The 17,064-nt window shown below is 40.5% G+C and carries 18 protein-coding genes; 6 read left to right on the plus strand and 12 right to left on the minus strand.

Translation table 11 applies throughout. From position 1 onward, the window contains the following. Positions 1-86 precede the first annotated feature (86 nt). The gene (locus ACZ5B7_RS21295) at positions 87-350 is read right to left on the minus strand and encodes a hypothetical protein (RefSeq protein WP_213145087.1); all 264 of its coding nucleotides are present in this window, start codon (positions 348-350) and stop codon (positions 87-89) included. Between the two features lie 261 nt (positions 351-611). Between ACZ5B7_RS21295 and cspD the strand changes: the two genes are divergently transcribed. Then, positions 612-812 (plus strand): cold-shock protein CspD, encoded by a 201-nt coding sequence (cspD, locus tag ACZ5B7_RS21300; RefSeq protein WP_023627628.1) that lies wholly within the window; start codon positions 612-614, stop codon positions 810-812. A gap of 43 nt (positions 813-855) precedes the next feature. Here cspD and ACZ5B7_RS21305 read toward each other — a convergent pair whose 3' ends face one another. Both ACZ5B7_RS21305 and ACZ5B7_RS21310 read right to left on the minus strand, forming a co-directional pair. Continuing rightward, positions 856-1,143 carry a zinc-finger domain-containing protein gene (locus ACZ5B7_RS21305; RefSeq protein ID WP_213145086.1) on the minus strand — a complete coding sequence of 96 codons (288 nt, stop codon included), beginning with the start codon at positions 1,141-1,143 and terminating at the stop codon, positions 856-858. Then, positions 1,064-1,720: a reverse transcriptase-like protein gene (locus ACZ5B7_RS21310; RefSeq protein ID WP_464490918.1), complete on the minus strand. Its 657-nt coding sequence runs from the start codon at positions 1,718-1,720 to the stop codon at positions 1,064-1,066. Before ACZ5B7_RS21310 ends, ACZ5B7_RS21305 begins: the two co-directional genes overlap by 80 nt. Positions 1,721-1,898: 178 nt before the next feature. On the opposite strand from ACZ5B7_RS21310, the gene ACZ5B7_RS21315 reads away from it, so the two are divergent. Then, entirely contained in the window at positions 1,899-2,819 is a 921-nt protein-coding gene (locus ACZ5B7_RS21315) for a DMT family transporter (protein WP_464490919.1), read from the plus strand. Positions 2,820-2,853: 34 nt separating this feature from the next. On the opposite strand, the gene ACZ5B7_RS21320 is transcribed toward ACZ5B7_RS21315, so the two are convergent. After that, positions 2,854-3,123: a DUF6123 family protein gene (locus ACZ5B7_RS21320; protein ID WP_464490920.1), complete on the minus strand. Its 270-nt coding sequence runs from the start codon at positions 3,121-3,123 to the stop codon at positions 2,854-2,856. 41 nt (positions 3,124-3,164) lie between these two features. Continuing rightward, entirely contained in the window at positions 3,165-3,656 is a 492-nt protein-coding gene (locus ACZ5B7_RS21325) for a divergent PAP2 family protein (RefSeq protein ID WP_464490921.1), read from the minus strand. An 82-nt stretch (positions 3,657-3,738) separates the two neighbouring features. On the opposite strand from ACZ5B7_RS21325, the gene sspL reads away from it, so the two are divergent. After that, complete coding sequence (gene sspL / locus ACZ5B7_RS21330; protein ID WP_213120425.1) at positions 3,739-3,879, plus strand: small, acid-soluble spore protein L; 141 nt, start codon at positions 3,739-3,741, stop codon at positions 3,877-3,879. Positions 3,880-4,050: 171 nt separating this feature from the next. On the opposite strand, the gene ACZ5B7_RS21335 is transcribed toward sspL, so the two are convergent. The 6 genes from ACZ5B7_RS21335 to ACZ5B7_RS21360 form a co-directional block, all read right to left on the minus strand. Then, entirely contained in the window at positions 4,051-4,227 is a 177-nt protein-coding gene (locus ACZ5B7_RS21335; protein ID WP_464490922.1) for a hypothetical protein, read from the minus strand. 100 nt (positions 4,228-4,327) lie between these two features. Beyond that, positions 4,328-5,221 carry a 5'-3' exonuclease gene (locus ACZ5B7_RS21340; RefSeq protein ID WP_213145081.1) on the minus strand — a complete coding sequence of 298 codons (894 nt, stop codon included), beginning with the start codon at positions 5,219-5,221 and terminating at the stop codon, positions 4,328-4,330. A 69-nt stretch (positions 5,222-5,290) separates the two neighbouring features. Next, on the minus strand, positions 5,291-6,118 hold the full coding sequence (locus tag ACZ5B7_RS21345) for a sulfurtransferase (RefSeq protein ID WP_464490923.1): 828 nt from the start codon (positions 6,116-6,118) through the stop codon (positions 5,291-5,293). A gap of 21 nt (positions 6,119-6,139) precedes the next feature. Continuing rightward, on the minus strand, positions 6,140-9,817 hold the full coding sequence (locus ACZ5B7_RS21350) for a dynamin family protein (protein ID WP_464490924.1): 3,678 nt from the start codon (positions 9,815-9,817) through the stop codon (positions 6,140-6,142). Positions 9,818-10,136: 319 nt separating this feature from the next. After that, the gene (locus tag ACZ5B7_RS21355) at positions 10,137-10,706 is read right to left on the minus strand and encodes an isoprenylcysteine carboxyl methyltransferase family protein (protein ID WP_338088315.1); all 570 of its coding nucleotides are present in this window, start codon (positions 10,704-10,706) and stop codon (positions 10,137-10,139) included. After that, a complete protein-coding gene (locus tag ACZ5B7_RS21360) occupies positions 10,703-11,794 on the minus strand; it encodes a type III polyketide synthase (protein WP_464490925.1) in 1,092 nt (363 codons plus the stop codon). Before ACZ5B7_RS21360 ends, ACZ5B7_RS21355 begins: the two co-directional genes overlap by 4 nt. Before the next feature lie 657 nt (positions 11,795-12,451). Between ACZ5B7_RS21360 and ACZ5B7_RS21365 the strand changes: the two genes are divergently transcribed. Genes ACZ5B7_RS21365 through ACZ5B7_RS21375 form a run of 3 tightly spaced genes read left to right on the plus strand, consistent with a single transcriptional unit; the run spans position 12,452 to position 14,755 of the window. Next, entirely contained in the window at positions 12,452-12,601 is a 150-nt protein-coding gene (locus tag ACZ5B7_RS21365; RefSeq protein ID WP_213120417.1) for a cytochrome c oxidase subunit 2A, read from the plus strand. 22 nt (positions 12,602-12,623) lie between these two features. After that, positions 12,624-13,100, plus strand: coding sequence for a cytochrome c oxidase subunit II (locus ACZ5B7_RS21370; protein WP_464490926.1), 477 nt, complete (start codon positions 12,624-12,626; stop codon positions 13,098-13,100). Continuing rightward, positions 13,100-14,755 (plus strand): b(o/a)3-type cytochrome-c oxidase subunit 1, encoded by a 1,656-nt coding sequence (locus tag ACZ5B7_RS21375; RefSeq protein WP_464490927.1) that lies wholly within the window; start codon positions 13,100-13,102, stop codon positions 14,753-14,755. The genes ACZ5B7_RS21370 and ACZ5B7_RS21375 overlap by 1 nt, the downstream gene beginning before the upstream one ends. 768 nt (positions 14,756-15,523) lie before the next feature. On the opposite strand, the gene ACZ5B7_RS21380 is transcribed toward ACZ5B7_RS21375, so the two are convergent. After that, positions 15,524-17,023 (minus strand): carboxypeptidase M32, encoded by a 1,500-nt coding sequence (locus tag ACZ5B7_RS21380; RefSeq protein ID WP_464490928.1) that lies wholly within the window; start codon positions 17,021-17,023, stop codon positions 15,524-15,526. Positions 17,024-17,064: the final 41 nt, after the last annotated feature.

Raw genomic sequence — 17,064 nt, forward strand, 5'->3', positions numbered from 1 at the left:
ACGAAAATTCCACACACAAAAAACCCCCTTCAGATTAGAAAAAACTGAAAGGGTTTTTATGATTGTATTTCCCTGAGCTGGTTAACTCATGCCTCCTGACTATACCAATTCTCTTCCGGAATAATATTTGAAACGGTTAAGATAAGAGAGGGCATTCGTTCTACATCAAATATAATGGCGCCTATTTTCTTCGTAAACATGATAAAGGCGCTGCCATGTGGAAATTTTCCAAGCTCCTCCCCGATATGGAGCAACGACATAATTATAGCTTGTTTTTCAACTTCTTCAATCGAAACCTGCGGAGAGAACCGTAATATCCATTCCTCGCCCTCAATTGAAAATCGAAACACTTACATCCCCACCCCAGCATGGAAAAGTTATTAGTTAAACATATTGAGGAAAGGTTTGTTTTATGTCCATCATTCAAAAAACGTTTTGATTTTTGAGGAAAAACCTACCTCCATTTCTTGACTGTCCATATTTGATATTGTATATTTAAAGCATCATGAAATCGAATACATTTGCTTATGCTCTTGTTTTGTTCCATGATAATATTTATTCTCTGGCACCATATATTAGGGTGTCCTGAAAGGCTTAGGAGGAAGAAGTACATGCAAAATGGTAAAGTAAAATGGTTCAACAACGAAAAGGGCTTCGGATTTATCGAAGTTGAAGGCGGAGACGATGTATTCGTACACTTCAGCGCTATCCAAGGCGACGGCTATAAATCTTTAGAAGAAGGCCAAGAAGTTTCTTTCGAAATCGTTGAAGGAAACCGCGGACCTCAAGCTGCAAACGTTGTAAAATTATAATCAATCATAAATCTTGAAGGGCTGACAGGATTGTCAGCCTTTTTTACGTCAGCTTTTTTCCATATTCCTGAATTTTTTGCCCGACGGTACATTGTGAAATGCAAAACCGGTGGGCCGTTCTCCTGCCCCCTTCCCTTTTTAGCTGCCGATGTACAAAACAGCCTTCACAGTATTCATTCAGCAAATGTTCCACTTGAGTAAAAAGAGCTTTTCTGGCTGATTCTTTCACAAAGATTAGACACCCCGTTCCATTATAGAATAATCGTTTTCGCAAAGATATTTTTTCCTTCCAACGCCTGGGTTGCAAGCTTATCAGCTTCTTTATTGTCATTTCGTGGGATAGCTGTGTATTTTGGATAAATGCCAAGTTGTTTAATTTTTTCCTCAATCCGGTCCAGCCAACGGTTCAAGTTTTCTTCATAACAAGGCCATTCACCCTCCAGCTGTTTTAAAACGACCTGGGAGTCACCTTTAAATTCGCATGATTGATACTGCACACCTAGATCTTCCAAAATATTAAGGGCAAAATAAAAAGCGGCATATTCTGCCTCGTTGTTTGTATCCATTTCATCAAAAAGTTCATTGGCGCGAATACGGTATTTCTTTTTTCCCTGCTGAAAAAAGATAACTGCGCCAAGACCAGCCTGATTGGTTTCCTTGTGAAATCCGCCATCAAAATAAACGGTTATTTCTTGAGGTTCCTCTTCTATTTCTGTCAGCAGCTTTTTCATTTCCTTTAAAATCCAAGATGTCCCTTTTTCATCATAAAAATATAGGTCGACCGCTTTCCCCAATCGCTCGAGCTCTTCCCCAAGCTGGACAGCTGTTTCAGCGGAAGCCCAGTCGGAAGTACATTTCACTTTTTCATTACTTTTTAATTTATGCACCCATTCAAGCTTATATTTCACTGATATTCAACCTTTCTAATTGATTATTATGGTAAATAATGTATCCATCTATATAAATTCATTTATATCATACCCAGAAGCGTCATAGAAAATATTTTCCTGCAACGTATAAGTAATATATGATAAACTTTCAGTTAGGTATTGATGGGGGAATTTTGAAAACGGAGGCACTAGCACCATGAAAAAACCACTGTTCGCAGATTTAAGCCTGCTTTTAGTGACAATGATTTGGGGAATGACATTTGTTTTAGTGCAAAATGCGATAGACTTTTTGGAGCCATTTGCGTTTAATGGAATACGCTTCTTTATTGCCGCAGTTTTGCTCATTTTGGCTTTAATTCTATTTGAAAGAAATCAGCTTAAACAAATAAATATAAAATTAATTATTTCCGGAGTTTTTATTGGATTTTGGCTCTATTTGGGTTATGTTACGCAAACAATCGGCCTTTTGTATACAACATCTTCGAAAGCCGGTTTTATCACCGGGCTCAGTGTTGTTCTTGTCCCTTTATTTTCGATGTTTTTAATGAAACAAATTCCAAGTAAAAACGCGATTCTTGGTGTTCTTACGGCGACTGTTGGCTTGTTTCTGCTGACCTTGACGGATATATCAGCATTAAATATTGGAGATGGATTTGTTTTTGTTTGTGCCATCAGCTTTGCGATGCATATTATTTTAACAGGAAAATTCTCAAGCAGATATCCGACTTTACTTTTGACCGTTATCCAAATCTCAACTGTTGCTATTCTTTCGACTATTTCTTCTTTCATTTTTGAAGATTGGCGGAAGTCATTTCGGACTGACATTTTATTATCACAAGAAGTTTTGATTGCTTTGGTTATTACCAGTATTTTTGCAACAGCAATTGCTTTCTTTATTCAAACAAACTTTCAAAAGTATACATCTGCAACAAGGGTTGCCCTTATTTTTGCCATGGAGCCGGTTTTTGCAGCCATTACGGGCTATTTCTGGGCGCAGGAACGTTTATCCTCCAGCGCTTTAATTGGCTGCATCCTTATTTTTATGGGAATGATTTTCGCCGAACTGCCGGCTAAGAAAATCTTCATATTAAGTAAAAACAAGAGTATCGGAAGCTAAAAAAGAAGCTGACTTTATAGGTCAGCCTCCTTTTTTAGATTGCCAACAATTCGTGATTTTTTACAAAACTGATGGCGTCTTTTCTGTTGCTTATTTGATTTTGGATAAAGGTTTCCAGTAAGGAAACATAAAAGCTGCCATCAAAGCTTTTCTGTGCTTTTAAGGTCAGTTCAATTGCTGTATTAATTATCTCATCGGAAGCATTTGTGTAATGTTTTCCGAAGTAAATAAAGCCGATTGCATCCTCTTGAAATTGGAAGCCTTTTCCCTTCAAGTAATGCAAATATTCCTCAACCGTCCGCACTGATGATCCAACCCTCTCCCGTAAATCTAGAAATATCCCCTTTAAAATCTTAGCTTAAATTTCGACATTTTTCTATCTTTTTCTGTGCATTTATGACCAATTATCCCGACCAATACTCCTAAAAGTGCGCCGCCTAGCACTTCCTCAGGCTGATGGCCCAGGACTTCCTTCAGCTTTGTTGGCGGCTTTTCTTTAAACTCTACACTATCTTTTTCATTGATTTTGTCGATTAATTCATTCATTGAATTTACTCTTAATGTCAGTTCACCCGTTTGCCTTCGGACTCCTTGGGCATCATACATAACAATTAAGCCGTAGATAAGGGACAAAGCAAAATCAATGGTCGGCAATCCCCTTTTTAACGCGATATAGGTGGTTAGAGTAGCGACTCCTGCAGAATGGGAGCTTGGCATTCCACCTGTTCCAAAAAAGACTTCCGGCCGCCATTCCTTCTTTTTGAAATAGTGAATCGGAATTTTCATCCCCTGGGCAAGTCCAATGCTTAAAAGTGCTAAATAAACAGCCTTGTTCATTTGATCACCTCTATCTTTATTGTGAAGATAGATGAGTTTAATTATTCCGGATGGAGATACTAAAAAAGTGGAGGTGACTTGTATGACCAAAAAGGTAAGCAATAACCGCGGCGCTAAAGCACCTGGTGTAAATCCACAAGGATATGGCCAGGATGCCGAGTTTGCTGAAGAGCCAAAAAGCAAACTGGAAAATAGAGCAAAGAAATCAAATACAAAAATATAAAATGGCAGAAAAAAAAGGCTGTCCATCAGGCAGCCTTTCTTTTCTTTATGAAATTGTCTTTCGGTTCTCCAACAGAAATTTTCCATATTCGATTGGTGTTCATTCACCAACACAGCTGACCCAAAATCAATAATTTTAACCGTTTCCGGATTTTTCTCTGAAATGATCACATTATGGGGAGTAATATTGCAGGGCTGGCAAGCGTTTAAGTATGTTAACCTCATCTTCGGCATCTGCAGCATTATTTACCTTTTTGACAATAACATTTTTTCCAATGTTATCAACCGCTTCATAAACCTGACTGGTAGCGCCGCTATTGATAAGGCGGTGAAATGTATATGTTCGCATAGGCTACTGCCTCCAAGTCAATTCCTAATAACTATCCTATTAAATTCGTAACTAGTGGTGAATAAAAAAAGGCTGCCTCAACATGAGACAACCAGAGTCATTAGGAAATATGTGCTTCCACCTGAGGGAAAAGCCTGCCAAGGCCGCGAAGCTCCAATTCCATTAATTTATTTTCCGCCTTTTCTTTCTCGATTTTAAGGCTGGCACTTTCCAGACTGCAATTTACCGGAACATCACATTTGATTTCCGCCAGTTTTCTGGACAGGTGAAGCATGTCCAAATCCTGCTCAATTTTGATTTTTTGGGATTTTGACAGTTTGTCCAAATTGGAGATAATTCCTTCAACATGTTCAAACTCTTGCAATAGCTTCAGAGCTGTTTTTTCACCGATTCCTTTAACACCAGGGTAATTGTCGCTAGTATCACCCATTAATGCCTTTAGGTCGACCATTTGTCTAGGCGTAATACCTTTCTCTTCCTTAAAGGTCTGCGGAGTATGGACCAAGTAATTTCCATATCCTTTTTTCATTAAAATGACCGAAATTCTGTCATCAAGCAACTGAAGAATGTCCTGATCCCCAGTCAAGATGGACACATGGGCTTCTTCTTTCGCATGATTAGCAATAGTACCGATACAATCATCCGCCTCAAATCCTGCCAAACCAATATTGGGGATATCGAATGACTCGACCACTTCTTTAACAAGGTCAAACTGCGGAATTAATTCAACCGGTGCTTCACCGCGATTTCCTTTATAGTCAGGAAAAAGTTCGGTTCGGAAGGTTTTGCTGCCCATATCCCAGCACACGGCAAGATGGGTTGGCTTAAAGGTCGAAACGGCTGTGAACATATGCTTCACAAAACCATGAATCCCATTTGTCGGGATCCCTTTTGAATTTATCATAAACTGCCCTGTTACGGCCGTTGCGTAAAAAGCGCGGAACAAAAGGGCCATACCATCGACAAGCATAAGCGAAGGCTTTTGATTCGTCATAAAATTGAACCTCCTAAGGATGTTTTTTTACAACACGATTTCTATTATAACATAGGTATGGTTCAAATTTTAATCGACTTTATTTTCCTGATAGGAAATCCAGTCGCTGAAACTGCCGGCATAGAGCTTGACCTTTTGAAATCCTGCTTCCTTTAAGGCCAAGAAGTTCGGGGTTGCTGTTATTCCAGAACCGCAATAAACAATAATTTCCTGTTCAGGATTCACATCAGAAAACCGCTGCTTTTGTTCCTCAGCGGATTTGTATTCTCCTCCTGCAAATCCTTCCGTATATGGCTTATTGATGGCCCCCGGAATATGTCCTGCCTTCTTATCAATTGGCTCGACAATTCCTAAATAGCGTTTTTCTTCGCGGGAATCAATCAACACTACGTTTGCCTTTTTTCCTGCTATAACCTCTTTCACTTCGTCAACGGATGCTAATAATTGTGGTTTTATCTGGTGCTGTAATTGAGCTTTAGTGAATGTTGGAATACTTGCTGAAATTGGCAGGCCAGCCTCTGCCCACTGCCTGAATCCGCCATTTAGAACATATGCTTTTTCGTGCCCAAGGTACATCAAGAGCCACCAAAAACGTCCGGCGAATGCGCCTTCTCCCTGATCATAGGCCACGACTGTTGTCGTCTCATCAATCCCTGCCTCCTCAAGCTTGCTTACCAATTCCTGCAAGTCAGGCAATGGGTGGCGTCCGCCATGAGTTTGAACAGGGCTTGATAAATCCTTTTCAAGATCAAAGAAGACAGCACCCGGCAAATGTCCTTCTAAATATTCCTGTTTCCCCTTCTGCGGGTCAGCCAAGGAAAATCGGCAATCCACAATTCTGACTGTGTCGATGTTTAAATTATGTTCCAGCCATTCCTTCGTAACAATATTTTTCATTGGGATTCTCCCCCGTTTCTCCTAATTTTCAAGCCGCTTTAGTATATCTGTTAAAATTTCGGTTGAAACTCCGCCTTCTAATGCTGCCAATAAACTCAAATAAAAATCATCGGTCTGATCCTTCATTTGCGCTAAAAGGAGCTTGTATTCATTGTTTAGATTCTTTGCATAATGGTCTTTTAAGCGACTGCCTTGATTTTGCAAATAGTCATCCGCTGGCCCATTTAATACCTGATTAAGTTCATCGCTCATCCATTTCTTTTCATTTTTCTCAAAGAAGGACCTTGGATTTTTAAAATAAGATTTTGCTTTTGCAAAAGCTTGCTGTTCCATGGTTTCAAACGCTATTGGAAAGTCTATTTCTTCTGCCGTACCTTTTTCATATGGTGAAAAGGACAGGTCTTGATTGACGTCCAGAAGTGTCCGAATTTGTGCGGCCTGATAATCCCGAAGCAGTTTTTCCATAAACCGCTCGATTCGAACCGTTGTAGCTCTCATTTCCTGAGCAAAATCAAAGCCTAAGCTTTCCAAAAATTCATCAAGTGCCATTTGCAGTGCCTTCTTCAAGTTGCGGCCATCGTCCCTTAAGGTTGAAGGATTAAAGGCCTCTTTAAAGAAATCGCCAAACCGTAAGAAAACCCGTTGCTTAATATAATAAATTAATTCATCAGCCTCTTGGAACAGGCGGTTTTCCATTGATTCGACCGTTTGTTTTGCAAACAGCTCTTGAATCATATTCTTCTGTCCTTCAATATCACGGCGTTTTTGTTCTTTAACGGTCTTGTCCTCCAGCGAGCTTTTGATGAGCCGTTCTACCAATTCATGGACACGGTTCAATTCATTCTGTGCCGCTGAAATCGCCATTTCGGTTAAATCATTTGAAATAAAGTGATAAAAACTATTTTCAAACTGGCTCATCCCTGACCTGGAAACCGCTGCTGAGTCTATTTTTTCTTTTAAGGCCTCAAGGCTTGATAAAGGATATAGATGCGGATTCCGGATTCCATACTTCACCAGCTGCTCTGAAACATAGTCCACCACCGCTTCCTTTTCCTCTTCATCTTCGGCTAGGTCAATCGCATTTATAATAAAGAACATTTTGTCCATTTGAAACGATTCCTTTACCCGTCCCAATTGGATTAAAAATTCCCGGTCAGCTTTTGAAAAAGCATGGTTATAATACGTGACAAATAATATGGCATCTGAATTTTTGATATAGTCAAAGGCTACTCCTGTATGGCGGGCATTGATGGAGTCCGCCCCTGGCGTATCAACGAGCGTAATCCCTTTTCTCGTCAGTTCGCAGTCATAATAGAGTTCAATCCATTCCACGTAACAGGATTTCTCTTCTTTGGCGACAAAATCGTGAAATTCGTCTAAACTTGTTACCTTAACCGTTCCGAGCAGTTCGACAAAAGAGGCATAACCTTTAAGAAACGCCTGTAAGAAGGCATAATGAGTCTTCTCAACGATTCCTTCCTGGCTTTGCTCATAGATGATTCCTTCAATGATTTTAGCGGCAGCCTTGAAATCGGCCGCATGTAATTCAAAGACCTTAAGCGAGCGGTTGACGTCATCGAGCATTGCGTCTCGTTCTTTAAACTTTACAAGGACAGTCCCATGCATATATTCAGCCGTGACTGGTTTTATTTTATTAATTGCTGCTGTAGTGGGGTTTGGTGAAACCGGTAAAACTTTTTCCCCCATCAGTGCGTTGGCAAAGGACGATTTCCCTGCACTAAACGCACCGAATAAAGCTACGGTAAAGCCCTGAGTTTCAAGCCGGCCTGCTTTTTCCGCCAATTCACCTGCCAGTTTTTGAAAGCCCGGCAAACCGTTAATTAGCTTGGAAGCGTTGAGAAGCTTGTCAATGGTGCCTTGCAGACGGTCCTCTGCTTCGTTGTTTCCTCCACCCTTAGAGCCATTATTTGTTGTTTCAGCATGACTGACCTGGACGGGTACTTGCTTGCTTTCCTTCATCATGTCAGCCTTATGGGAATCCGGTTCCACTTCAGATTTAATTAGTTCAAATTCCTCTTCCTGCAGGTCGAAAAGTTGGGAATGGCCATCTTCAAGTCCTTGCGGATTGTTCAATAGGTTCATAAGGTTGTTTTCTTTTGCAACAATAGCCTCTTCGTATTTATCAAGCTCTGTTAAAGCTTTTACATACCGTTCCTGTTTATTGAATTCCTTGGCAAATTGTTCGTATAATTTTGACTCCTGATCCTTTAGTGCATTTAGATATTTTTCTTTGAACTCGGCAAGTCGGTTTCGGGCGATCCGTTTTATTTCATTCGCCACATCTTCTGTGTAGTGAAGCAAGTATTCGCCGGATAGGCGGGCACCAGGCTTAATCGTGTTGATCAGGACATCTTTAGGAACGGTAAGGGCATAGCCCTGAGCGAGCCCCAGCAGGTCTCCCTGGTCCAGTTCTGTTTCCTTTAATGTACGGAGCAGGAATTCACGTAAATGCCATTCAAGCTGGGATTTTGTTTTTTCAAGAATATCCTGATAAAAAATCTCCAGTCGCGCATTTTTTTCATCTTGTGTTTTTTGCTTAGAAAAAAGAAAGCCTACTTTAAAATTAGGTTGGCAGGCTTCTAGATACTTCTCTGCCATTTCCCTTGTCTGAAAAGGCATAAGATAAGCATTCTTTAAAATTTGCGCTATTTCTTCATCAAATGACTTTTCCTTAGCGTCCGTCCCTCCGGCAAGCCTAGTCAAGCTGTCTTTAATCTGGTGGAAGGAATTCAACAGACCCTCTTTTTCCTCCTCAGTTAATTCATTTAATAGCTCATGATATGGAAGGAGCTTTTCTTCATCCTGTTTTGCAGCCTGGTTGATATGGTCCTGGACGATTTTTTTCAACGAATGGAAAACGGATGGAATAAGCAATTGATCTTTTGCTGCCAATTTATCCGCAATAAATTTCTGTAATGCCTGAAATTCATTGCGGGGGTTCTTTTCATCCTTTAGTGAAGTATAAAAAATCCGTGCTGGTCTAACTCCCCAAGAGGCGAAGGCATCAACAACACTTTTTTGAAAATCGGCAAAACTTAACTCTTCATCCTTGTGCTTATCAATTTGATTAATAACTAAATAAACCTCTTTACCTGCTTCCGCCAATTCCTTTGTGAACAGGAAATTCAACTCTGCCTGGACATGGTTATAGTCCATCACATAAAATATTAAATCAGCTAGATGGATGGCAGACTCAGTGGCAATGCGGTGGGCATCATCTGCTGAATCAATTCCCGGTGTGTCCATTATTACGGTATTGGCAGGCAGGTTTGAGTCGCTATGGCTGATCTCGATTTCCTCGATTTTATCGCCATCCTTAGCATACCTTTTGACCATTTCATAATCATATGGCGCTAAATAAAGCCGTGGTTTCTCGTTTTTAAAAAAGACCTTGGCATAATCCTCTCCGGACTTTACCTTTACAAGGTTTGCACTTGTCGGAATTGGACTTGAGGGAAGCAGTTTTTCCCCTACGACCCGGTTGATCATGGTTGATTTGCCTGCGGAAAAATGGCCGCAAAACGCTATCGCGAATTCGCGGTTTTCTAATTTTCGAGCAAGCTGCTTAATTTTTTGCGCATTTTGAACATCGTTTTGCTCCATTAAATATTCATATATGGCAATTATTTTTTGTTTTAATGTTTGTATCGTTTCATTTTGATCGGCTATTTTGATCATTTAAACTAATTCCCCTTAAACAACATGATAATATGTTTATTTTATACGATAATTCGAACTTTTCCTATCTTGACATACTAAAAAAAAGCCAAGGAATATTCCCTGGCTTCATTTAATGCTAAATATATTTATTGGGTGACATTTTTTAAGACGTGCTTCATGACAAATGCGTAGATTAAAATGGTTCCGCCGACGAAAGCATAGGTCATATGTAACACCTTCCCTTAATCAGACTCTTAGTTGAGAATGACTTTCATTGTTAATCAAATTCTAACACAGGTGATAATCATTTTCAATACTTTGCAGATTATTGTCACAGTTATTTAACAAACTTTGGCAAGAAACGGCGGCAGTCATGAAAAACTCCGTTATATTCGCTGTAGCATTCAAGCGCCCTTTCTTCCTCGGGAATCCGGATGGCAAGCACCATGATATTCAATACTGTAAATAAACAGGCAGTATAATACGCCTGAAACAGTAAAGGAATGACAAGGATTTCCACACAAACAACGAAATAATTCGGATGCTTAATAAAACGGTACGGACCTTTACGTATAACGTCTGCATTTGGAAGCACGAGTATTTTCGTGTTCCAATACCTGCCCAGTGAGGCAAGTGCCCATATCCTCAAGGCCTGGGCGAAGATAAAAGCAATAAAAATAATCAGCCATTGAGGTGATAACCCGTGATTAAAGATGAACTTTTCCATACTAAAGCTAAGTAAAAATAGTACATGCACAAGGACAATCCAGCGGTAGTGGACAATGCCAAATTCAAGTGCTCCCTTACTCTTCATCCATTTTTCATTTCTTTTTGCGAATAAAATCTCTGCTGCACGCTGAAAAATGATGAAACCCATAAAGCTAATAAATGGCAGCAAGTCCCTCAATCAAACCACCTCAATAGAAGCATTTCCGAACTGAAACCCGGTCCAAGAGCGGCACAAAGCCCATTTGACCCACGTGGAATATCCATTTCCATATATTGTTTCAACACATAAAGAATGGTAGCAGAAGACATATTTCCAAAGTTTTTTAACACTTCGAGCGAAACGTCTGTCATCGACGCAGGTATGCCAAGCGATTCAACATAGGCATCCAACACCTTTTTACCGCCCGGATGGGCAATGAAATAGTCTACTTTATCTATTTGAAGCCGGTGCTCATGTAAAAATTCTTCTGCCACTGGCTTTAGCCAATTATGTACGATTTTTGGTATATCACGAGAAAACCGGACAAACAATCCTTCATTTTTTATATCCCAGCCCATCACATCCAAAGAATCGGGGAGCAGTGCGGATTGAACCGCTAATATGGACGGGTATGTGGTTTTTAAGCGAAAATCCCCGATATCGCAGGAATCACCACATATTAACGCACAGGCAACCCCGTCTGCAAAAAGAGATGTCCCGATTAAATTGCTCTTCGATAGATCATTTCGCTGAAAGGTAATACTGCAAAGTTCAACAGAAAGAACAAGGACTTTAGCTTTTGGAAAGGCCATGCAATATTCAAACGCACGGGCAAGACCTGCAGCACCGCCTGCACAGCCCAATCCCCAGATTGGGATTCGTTTCGTGTGGAGATGAAAAGGCAGCAGGTTCATTATTCGTGCTTCTATACTTGGAGTTGCAATCCCTGTGGTGGAAATATAAAAAATGGCATCAATGTCTTCGTAAGGAATTTTTTTCTTAAGAAACTGATTGTTATCCAGACATTTTACAATTGCCTCCCTCCCAAGGGTAACGGCCGATTCGATGTAGACATTGTTCTTTTCCTCAAAGGAATGATTCTCCTGAAACCAGCCTACGGGATTAACAAAATATCTTTTCTCAATAAGACCATTTTCAAAAGCCTTTAATAACCGCCCAATTTCTTTAAATGAACCAGAAAACAATTCCCTTGCAAACTCTGTCGCCTGCGTCTGTTTAATTTCATATGGAGGAATAACTTCTGCAATGGAAAGAATTGTAGGCATACATCATTCTCCTTAACCAAAGGTAAGGGTATTTTTTGCCAATTTAAAGAAAATTATTCCAGACACAAAAAAAACTTCCCCATTCGGAGAAGTAAACGTTTTGAAGGTTGTTGTTGTTGTGCATGTTTATTATATCTTGTAATAGTTATTCCTTCATTATATAAACTTTTCCAATTCTCTAACATATCCTGAATCTTATTTTTCCGGTTGCTTTTGAACCTCAATTTTTATTTTATTTCCCGCCAATGTTCCGCAAACCTTACAAATTTCAATCTTATTATACAAAAGACGGCAATGTTCGCAATAATATTTCTCCAAACCAACCACTTCCAAAGAAAAAGATTTTTATTATTATCATATTTTTCTTACAGAGAATTGTGACAAAAAACGAACTGCCAATCATCCATTACGTAATTAAATTATCAATTATCTAAATCACAGGCTTGGTGTGATGTTTCACACTTTAGTCACAATTTCAGGTGGGTAATTGTGACTTTAATCACTGTTATACCAACTTATTAACATTACCATAGTAGATAACTAAGGAATGAACAATTTGTGAATTCTTGAATTTGATATTTTACTTTCAAAATTGTTTTGTATTATGAAAGAGAAATCATTTATTTACTTTTCATTTTCTGAAGGGAGTGTAGGGGGATGGCAAAGGCGGAACTAAAGACAAAGCACCAAACAGAGATTGAAGACAGTTCTTCTTTAAAGGGGACACTGGCGTCTGTATTCATTCTGGGGCTATTTATCATTGTTTCATGGGTTTCAGTTTACTATCTGTTCGTAGACCGTTTTTAGGAATTAAAGGGGGGAATTACATATGCATATGCATAAATTTGAAAAAATCTGGCTGACGTTTGGAATCGGCTGTCTCGTTGTCTTTTTAACAGTAGTCGGTGTCGGCGCTTTTTACCTGGGCAACAAACCAGCAAGCTGTTTAACTACAATAAATCCGGAAAAGGTTGATACCACAAAACCTTTCGATAAGCCGGGACTTCATAAGGTTGAAGGCAAAGAGTGGGATTATGAACTAGTATTTGTCGCATCTGCTTTCTCTTATAACCCAGCAAAGGTTGAGGTTCCGCTTGGAGCAAAGGTGAAAGTAATCGCTACCACCAAGGACGTTGTCCATGGCTTTGAAATGGCCGGAACCAATATTAATATGATGCTTGAACCGGGCTATGTCAGCGAGTATACAACAACCTTTGACAAAGCAGGCGAATTTCTAGTTGTTTGTAACGAATACTGTGGTACAGGGCACCATTTAATGTTCTCGAAGATTGAGGTGGTTAAATAATGGTTAACGCAGCAGCGAAAGTAAAGGTTGACCCACGTGACGCGAAGCTATCCATGGCGCATTTCTTTGTGGCTTTCGGAGCACTCGCTCTCGGCGGTCTGATGGGATTACTACAAACCCTTGTCCGTTCCGGAAAATTTGAACTGCCTTGGGGAATTGGCTACTATCAAATTTTAACAGCTCATGGTGTTTTAATGGGGCTTGTTTTAACAACATTCTTTATCATGGGATTTCAATATGCGGCTGTATCCAGAACTGCGGGAACACATTCCCCAGCAGCCAGACGCACCGGCTGGATTGGTTTCTGGTTAATGACTGCCGGTACCCTTATGTCAGGAACGATGATTCTATTAAATGAAGCATCTGTACTTTATACATTCTATGCACCACTTAAAGCACACTGGGTCTTTTATTTAGGATTAACCTTTGTGGTTGTCGGCAGCTGGGTTGATGGCACCGCACAAATTATGACCTATGCAAAATGGCGGAAAAATAACCCTGGCAAGCCAAGCCCGTTGTTAAGCTTTATGGCAGTTATCAACACGGTGATGTGGATTGTGGCTACACTAGGGGTTGCTGCAACTGTTCTATTCCAATTGCTGCCTTGGTCTTTAGGTTTAGTAGATACTGTTGATGTTCTTATCAGCCGTACGTTATTCTGGTATTTCGGTCACCCGCTAGTGTATTTCTGGCTGTTGCCTGCATATATGTGCTGGTATGCAGTTATTCCAAAAATCATCGGCGGAAAGATTTTCTCAGATTCATTGGCCCGTTTATCTTTTATCTTATTCTTGCTTTTCTCGATTCCGGTTGGTTTCCACCACCAGTTGACAGAACCGGGCATTGATCCGGCTTGGAAATTTATTCAGGTTATCTTAACATTCATGGTTATTATCCCGTCATTAATGACAGCCTTCTCTCTGTTCGCAACGTTTGAGAGATATGGCCGTTCTAAAGGAGCTACCGGTTTATTTGGCTGGTTTAAAGTGCTTCCTTGGAATGATGCCCGTTTCACAGTCCCATTCATTGGTATGGCTTCATTCATTCCTGCTGGTGCCGGCGGTATTATCAATGCTTCCAACCAAATGGACCAAGTTGTCCATAATACCATCTGGGTAACAGGACACTTCCATTTGACAGCTGCAACTTCTGTTGTACTGACATTCTTTGGAATTTCATATTGGCTTGTGCCGCACTTAACCGGCCGCAAGCTGACTAAAGCGATGAACAAATTAGGTATTATCCAAGCATGGGTATGGTTTATCGGAATGGCATTCATGTCCGGTGCAATGCACTTCCAAGGACTGCTTGGCGCACCAAGACGTTCAGCATTCTCCACTTATGGTGACTCCAAGCAGGCGCTTGAGTGGATTCCTTACCAAATTGCCCAAGCAGTTGGCGGAACAATTCTTTTCCTTGGCATTATTTTAGTATTAGTTATTTTCATTAACTTGGCGTTCTTTGCACCAAAAGGTGAAGAAGAATTCCCTGTCGGCGAAGCAGAAAATCTGCAGGAAAAAGCACCAATGGTATTTGAAAACTGGAAATTATGGCTTGGCATCACCGCGGCCTTAATCCTGTTCGCTTACACAATACCATTCATTGATATCATTCAAAATGCACCGCCTGGATCCAAAGGATTTAAGACGTGGTAATAGCAAAAGGCTTCAATCTCAGCGATTGAAGCCTTTGCAGATTGTCGAGAAAAGGTATTTTTCTCGGCAATTTTTTATTTTGTCCAAACCTAAATTTACCAAACTTTTATTGTTAATCCCTGCTAACTGGCCTGTTGATTTCCGCTCCAGGCACTCGCTTTCCGCGGGGAGCTCCTGGAGCCTCCTCGGCGCTTTAGCGCCTGTGGGGTCTCCAGTGACCTCTATATCCCGCTGGAGTCGAGTGCCCTCCGCTCCAATCAACAGGGAGGCAAATTAACCTAATTATTGCAACACACACTTTCCATCTTTGCTAAGTGCGTTGCAATATTTTCCATATTTAGAAGCCTGCAGTAAGAAAAGTCTGTTCTCTTAATTATTGAATACTCACAACCGGCAACAGCGAAGCCCATGCAGCTCTTTTGAATCTGCGAAGCTTCGCACAATTTTCCTTTCCAAATTTATAAGCATTTTTCCAGATTTAGATAAGCTATTTAAGAGTTGAAGACTTAATTTAATACACCTGTTGATTGGCGCGGAAGGCACGAAGACTCCTGCGGGAGTACGGGGCAGGGGAGACCCCGCAGGAGCTTTAGCGACGAGGAGGCTCCCCGGCACGCCCGCGGAAAGCGAAGTGCCTGGAGCGCCAATCAACAGACTTGTTGAAAAGCCTAATATTAATAATGTCATAACCAATTAACGTAGTGAATTATAAAAAATAGAATAGTAAACCAAAAGGCTTCAATCTCAACGATTGAAGCCTTTTGGTTTTTAAAATTGATAGACCTTTCGATATTTCTCATAGAGATAATCAATCAAATACTTGGCATTTAAACCTTCACCTGTTACCTCCTGCAGGATTTCAAGCGGCTTTTTCAGTTTGCCGTGCTGATGGATGTGATTCGTAAGCCATTCTTTGATCGGAAGCAGATTCCCTTCTTCAAGAAGCTGGTCGTAATTTGGAAGGTCCTCAAGCATTTTATGCTTAAATTGGGCTGCATACATATAGCCTAAAGCGTACGAAGGAAAGTAGCCAAAGCTTCCACCTGCCCAATGAACGTCCTGAAGAACACCCTCGCCATCGTGTCCAGGGCGGATTCCTAGATACTTCTCATACATGTCGTTCCAAACTGTTGGAAGGTCGGAAACCTCTATTTCATCATTAAACAATCCCTTTTCAATTTCGTAACGGATAATTATATGAAGCGGATAGGTAAGTTCGTCTGCTTCAATCCGTATTAAAGATGGCTTTGACTCATTGATGGCCCGATAAAAAGCCTCAATGTTCACATGATCGAATTGACCATTTGTGTATTTTTTCAGCAGGTCAAAATTCTTTTTCCAAAAAGGGAGGCTCCGGCCAAGAAGATTTTCATAGAAAAGCGATTGCGATTCATGAATCCCCATGGAGGTTCCTGTGCATAATGGTGTACCGATTAACTCTTTGGAAATATTCTGTTCGTATAAGGCATGCCCGCCTTCATGAATGGTGCCAAAAACAGCGGTTCGAAAATCCTGTTCATCATACTTTGTCGTAACGCGGACATCGCCAGGATTTAAACCAGTCGCAAAAGGGTGGACGGTTTCATCAAGCCTGCCAGCATTAAAGTCGAATCCCATTTGCGCTAAGATTTCCAAACTGAACTCCCGCTGCTTTTCCTTAGGGAATCGATGAAACAAAAAATCAGTTTTAGGTTTGAGGCTGGATTCCGAAATCTGTTTTACTAACGGAACAATTTTGTCCTTCAGTTCTCCAAAAACTTGATCTAAAACCTCAACCGTCAAGCCCGGTTCGTACATATCTAATAAAACGTTATATTTATTCCCTTCATAACCCCAGTACCCGATAAATCGCTTTGTCATTGCGACCAGCTTCTCTAAGTATGGCTTGAACATATTGAAGTCAGCTTTTTCTTTGGCTTCTTCCCAAACACTCTCGGCATTTGATTGAAGAATGACAAATTCTCTGTATTCCTCCGCAGGAATTTTTTTGTTTAACTCATAGTTCTTTTTGCATTCTTCAAGAATTTTTCTTGTTCTATCGGACAATTCAACTTTTGAAAGCCCTGCTATGTAGGCTGCCATCTCCTCTGATGTCGACATTTTAAATACCTCGGAGGACAGCACGCCAATCACTTCTGACCTCTGCCCCACTCCCTGTTTAGGAGCGCCTGTCCGTAAGTCCCAGTAAATTAAACCAAGGGCTTCGTGATAAGCGGTCATTTTCTTGACATACTCTAAGAATTCCTTTTCAAATTGCTCTGTATTCATTGTCTTTCCCCCTTTCTCGCTATAAATTTTAACATATTTCT

It is taken from the genome of Neobacillus sp. S1115 (assembly GCF_055385565.1).

What these genes read in the sequence shown, in the direction of transcription:
- ACZ5B7_RS21360 (WP_464490925.1), bottom strand. Translation starts at nt 11,794, where the DNA reads ATGCCTACAATTCTTTCCATTGCAGAAGTTATTCCTCCATATGAAATT.
- ACZ5B7_RS21335 (WP_464490922.1), bottom strand. Translation starts at nt 4,227, where the DNA reads ATGCGAACATATACATTTCACCGCCTTATCAATAGCGGCGCTACCAGT.
- ACZ5B7_RS21365 (WP_213120417.1), top strand. Translation starts at nt 12,452, where the DNA reads ATGGCAAAGGCGGAACTAAAGACAAAGCACCAAACAGAGATTGAAGAC.
- ACZ5B7_RS21380 (WP_464490928.1), bottom strand. Translation starts at nt 17,023, where the DNA reads ATGAATACAGAGCAATTTGAAAAGGAATTCTTAGAGTATGTCAAGAAA.
- ACZ5B7_RS21340 (WP_213145081.1), bottom strand. Translation starts at nt 5,221, where the DNA reads ATGACGAATCAAAAGCCTTCGCTTATGCTTGTCGATGGTATGGCCCTT.
- ACZ5B7_RS21315 (WP_464490919.1), top strand. Translation starts at nt 1,899, where the DNA reads ATGAAAAAACCACTGTTCGCAGATTTAAGCCTGCTTTTAGTGACAATG.
- cspD (WP_023627628.1), top strand. Translation starts at nt 612, where the DNA reads ATGCAAAATGGTAAAGTAAAATGGTTCAACAACGAAAAGGGCTTCGGA.
- ACZ5B7_RS21305 (WP_213145086.1), bottom strand. Translation starts at nt 1,143, where the DNA reads ATGACAATAAAGAAGCTGATAAGCTTGCAACCCAGGCGTTGGAAGGAA.
- ACZ5B7_RS21370 (WP_464490926.1), top strand. Translation starts at nt 12,624, where the DNA reads ATGCATATGCATAAATTTGAAAAAATCTGGCTGACGTTTGGAATCGGC.
- ACZ5B7_RS21345 (WP_464490923.1), bottom strand. Translation starts at nt 6,118, where the DNA reads ATGAAAAATATTGTTACGAAGGAATGGCTGGAACATAATTTAAACATC.
- ACZ5B7_RS21325 (WP_464490921.1), bottom strand. Translation starts at nt 3,656, where the DNA reads ATGAACAAGGCTGTTTATTTAGCACTTTTAAGCATTGGACTTGCCCAG.
- sspL (WP_213120425.1), top strand. Translation starts at nt 3,739, where the DNA reads ATGACCAAAAAGGTAAGCAATAACCGCGGCGCTAAAGCACCTGGTGTA.
- ACZ5B7_RS21350 (WP_464490924.1), bottom strand. Translation starts at nt 9,817, where the DNA reads ATGATCAAAATAGCCGATCAAAATGAAACGATACAAACATTAAAACAA.
- ACZ5B7_RS21375 (WP_464490927.1), top strand. Translation starts at nt 13,100, where the DNA reads ATGGTTAACGCAGCAGCGAAAGTAAAGGTTGACCCACGTGACGCGAAG.